The organism is Robertmurraya sp. (assembly GCF_036676585.1).
Lineage (GTDB): Bacteria > Bacillota > Bacilli > Bacillales > Cytobacillaceae > Robertmurraya_A.
In genome coordinates this window covers 1-3,785 of record NZ_JAKFCQ010000020.1, presented here as the reverse complement: position 1 = coordinate 3,785, position 3,785 = coordinate 1, and the positions used below count along the sequence as shown (strand labels likewise).

The 3,785-nt window shown below is 41.7% G+C and carries 5 protein-coding genes; all 5 read right to left on the bottom strand.

Annotated elements, in window-relative coordinates:
• The coding region (locus ACGLXV_RS01470) for a phage portal protein family protein (RefSeq protein ID WP_483880579.1) at window positions 1-645 on the bottom strand (645 nt) is incomplete at its 3' end.
• Between the two features lie 36 nt (window positions 646-681).
• The gene (terL, locus tag ACGLXV_RS01465) at window positions 682-2,022 is read right to left on the bottom strand and encodes a phage terminase large subunit (protein ID WP_391557215.1); all 1,341 of its coding nucleotides are present in this window, start codon (window positions 2,020-2,022) and stop codon (window positions 682-684) included.
• Window positions 2,023-2,227: 205 nt separating this feature from the next.
• Entirely contained in the window at window positions 2,228-2,350 is a 123-nt protein-coding gene (locus ACGLXV_RS01460) for a hypothetical protein (protein WP_391557214.1), read from the bottom strand.
• Entirely contained in the window at window positions 2,347-3,201 is an 855-nt protein-coding gene (locus ACGLXV_RS01455) for a hypothetical protein (protein ID WP_391557213.1), read from the bottom strand. The genes ACGLXV_RS01460 and ACGLXV_RS01455 overlap by 4 nt, the downstream gene beginning before the upstream one ends.
• Before the next feature lie 95 nt (window positions 3,202-3,296).
• Window positions 3,297-3,641, bottom strand: a complete 345-nt coding sequence (locus tag ACGLXV_RS01450) for a DUF7440 family protein (RefSeq protein WP_391557212.1) — start codon at window positions 3,639-3,641, stop codon at window positions 3,297-3,299.
• Window positions 3,642-3,785: the final 144 nt, after the last annotated feature.

The following is a 3,785-nucleotide window of genomic DNA, read 5'->3' as shown; positions in this document are numbered from 1 at the left end:
GTTATCTCGACTTACGTCTGTACGAAAGAGAAGGAACTTTCTACGTTCAATGTCAATCTGGCCGCCGTAGTCTTTACTATTAGCTAGACGATAACCATCAACTAGAAAGCCTGTATCCTGTACTACACCTGTAAGGTTACGTCCAGAATCATCAAACAGCCAACGATAGATAGTAGTTTGAGAGCGAGTGGCAAGCTTTTCAATACCTACCAAACCATCATCATACTTAGAGCCTGTACTCAGACGCCTACGACGATACACCTTCTCTTGAATCGCATATCCGTATGTGAACATACTAGTTACTTCCTTAATAAAGGAGAACCAACTATGTTCCATATCATCCATACATTGCTGAAGGAACTTAACTTTCTTCAGGTCATCTTCTGTAGGATCAACAGGAGGAACTACTTTCCAATTAACCCGACTAATCATCATTGAGAACAAAGAAAGAGCAGAAGCAATTGTTGCATCTTCTCCCATTTCTTGGTATGTTCTATTAGCTCTAGGCCATTTCAGCGACTCACGCATTTCCTCCATGATGATCCCGTCGAATTCGCGTAGACCAACCCAACCAGTTTCACCTAGCTTAATCCTCAGTGCAGGATTGTCCCCGGCAGAGAGATTTAAATTGTCATTTTCTGCCATGTATTTTCCTTAAGAATTAAAAGGCTAAAGCGCAGCTTAAAAGCTGAATTCATTTGATTTTGTCATGCTGGGCATGGAGAACATAGGCACGTTTAATTTCTGAGCTAGTGTAATAAATGCATCAGAGGAGGCATCCACTTGGTCATCTTTTACATTTCGACTTCCATCAAAAGCTTCAAGTTCAAAGAAGTAGGCTTCGTTCCACGGACCTTCAACATAAGAGACAAGACCAGCCTCAGCAGCAGCGGCGAATGGTTGGAATCGAACTACTTTAGATTTGTTAGTTGGTCGCATTCTTGCTGCGAACCCCTCTTCTAAAAGTTCTTTAATCATCATCTTACCGGCTGCAATTCCGGCTTGACCTGGCTCCTGAGGCAGTATAATCTGAGTGTTATCAGGATCAGACTGAGCAGTTTTGATGATAGTCTTCATAACTTCACCATAGCGAGCCATAAATGTGATTACGTCCTCAACGATGTATTGCCCTTGCTTTGTCTTTGCAATCAAAACTCCACAAGTTTTGTCCGGTCGAGGATTAGCATCCGATGGAACGGACCCGGCTATATCCCATGCCCTACAGCGAGAGACAATCTCTTGTTCATACATCTTAACTGGTATCACCCAGTCGCGTTTAAAGAAGCCGCTGCCGGAATCTCGTACAAACCAGTTCCCAAAAAGTAATCTAGCTTTTTCAGTCCCTTTGAGGCCTTTAAGCCACGAGACATACTTTGGGTTAACTTTTTTAACAATTGGGTTATCATCTACGTTTGCACTAATGAACGTAAACGACAGAGCATCTTCTTCTGCGATCCCATGATCCCTTACTAGAGATTCAATACTATCACCCCAAACAAAGTCACCGTCTTGGAAAGAAAAGTATCTTACGATGCCGTCTCTACTACGATCTGGTGTGCCGTCTTCATGCAAGTAAGGCTCAACCCACTTCCTCAAGAAATGATCTGCGTCTGGGTTACAGGTAATTTTGAGGTGGGGCTTTACTTCGGGGCAAGAAGGATTACGCATACGAGACATGATGTATTGAATCATGTGCTGTGTGAACTGCGTGCCCTCGTCTACGTAGAAAAGATTGGCCTCAGCCCCTTGCCAAGACACATCACTTTGGTCGTTTTCAAAGTGTTTTAAGTAAATCTCAGCTCCGCTTTTATGGAACAAAAATTTACCGTCCTTAGCTCTCCAAGTGTACTCATCAGGACCATAGGCTTGAGAAAAAATACGTTTACACTTGGTTAGAAGTCCACCGGGACCAGTCAATTGCGGAGTATTTCGCCGTGTCATAACACCAATGAAATTTGGAATATCGGTGTATTTAAGAAAATCAATTACACCAATTTCTGATTTTCCTGAGCCTGCTGCCAATACTGTTATAAAGCTCGCTAAGCTTTCTTAAGTTTCCCTAAGTGTCGGACCAACTCTTAATTCTAAGAATTCTCTCTGTTTCGGGAATCGCTTGATCCCTACTCTACTCACTTCCACATTACTGTGTGTTTTCGATGGCCTCTACGCACTGTCTTTAAACATTGGCACGGGATTGGCATAGACTTAAGTCCTTAGCTTTCCCCGTTTAAGAGAGTTTTAAATGGAGGCGCAATTCACCACCATATAGAGTCACGTCCGTCTGGGCTGCCACGTACATATGCTGGCGCTGCGACACCGGACCCGGTAGTGGTTTATCTTTATCACTCATTGTTTATTCCACCCGTAGTATTTAAGTTCTGCCTCTTCTCGTGCTTTTACTGCATCTTCGAAGTTATTGAACATACCTAACCGGATATGTTGGTTTTCAACATGAATTTCAGCAGACCACTTTTGATTCTGAGTATACCAACTAACACCAGATTTACCTGAAGTATTATTTGGATCTAACCCTTTGTTATACCCTTGAATACTGTTAGTTGCCCAGCGGCAATTCTCTTTGTAGTAATCGTCATTAAAATCAATACGATCAAGACTCATACCTTCTGGAGCCTCACCCATATCTTCAAAGAAGTTTTCGAAAGAACCACCAAGAAGTGGATTCCATCGTTCTCTTACTTTAATGCCTCGACCTCCGTAATTCTCAAAGCCCAACTGTTGTGGACAATTACAACGACGAAGCATTCCTTCATGAATCTGGTAGGTTCGGGTATTCGACATTCCATGCGTCTTTCGACTTTCTTCCCCCACACAGCCACAGGAAGAAGTATTACCGGACTGTAAGTTATTTGTTCGTACTAGAGTTAACTCTTCATTGCCACAATCACACTTACACCAAACTTGGCGAACGCCGCCATTTGATTTAGGGCCTTCTTTAATAATTGTTAGTAAGTTGTATTTATTGCCAGCTTGGTATGCGAGGGTTTTAATACCACATCCACAAGTTGATTTCTTTTTACCAGTAACACTCTTGTGGGTAACGACACACTCAGCTCCGCATACACAAAGAGCTTTCCAGTTTGCCGTGGTAGCTGTGTCTTCTTCCTTAGGTTCAAATCGACCAAGGATAGTAAGAAAACCGATTTCTGTATTTGTGTAGTCTTTCAATTCATATTTACGCATTTGAACATCTCCAACTAGATTAAATTAGGTGAGAACTATCTACCTGAGTTGGCAGTTAGAAGGGCTTGCAATCCCGTTCGCTCTCATTGTATTACTTAAACAGCTTCATTCTTTTCCAAGAACTGACGAATAACCTGAGCCCTATCGCGACCTGTAATCCCATGCAGCTTCTTAGCCAAAGCTCTCAGTTCATCCCAGTCCATCTCTTCAAGAGATTCTTTAGTATATTCTTCTTTAATCACCACAACATCAACACTAGGCTCTGACTTAAGGAACTCTTCCGTCTCAATCACCATCACACACGCATGTGGGTAGTCATTATAGAATCGCTCTTTCTTGTCAATCACAGCACCCTTTGCAGCGTACTTGGCGATGTTGTCAATAAAGTTATGACCATAATAATCTTGACTTGTAATAAGAAGCTTGTATTTATTTGCCATAATTCTTTTCTCTCCGTTTGATTCAATTCATAAGATGAAGTGTATCACCAACTAAAGAGTTCTGTCAATAGTTGGTGAAAATAAATATTAAATAAGTGGGTTATACCAAACATCACTTTTATATTTATTGTAAATTTCCCATGA

What these genes read in the sequence shown, in the direction of transcription:
- ACGLXV_RS01455 (WP_391557213.1), bottom strand. Translation starts at nt 3,201, where the DNA reads ATGCGTAAATATGAATTGAAAGACTACACAAATACAGAAATCGGTTTT.
- ACGLXV_RS01460 (WP_391557214.1), bottom strand. Translation starts at nt 2,350, where the DNA reads ATGAGTGATAAAGATAAACCACTACCGGGTCCGGTGTCGCAGCGCCAG.
- ACGLXV_RS01450 (WP_391557212.1), bottom strand. Translation starts at nt 3,641, where the DNA reads ATGGCAAATAAATACAAGCTTCTTATTACAAGTCAAGATTATTATGGT.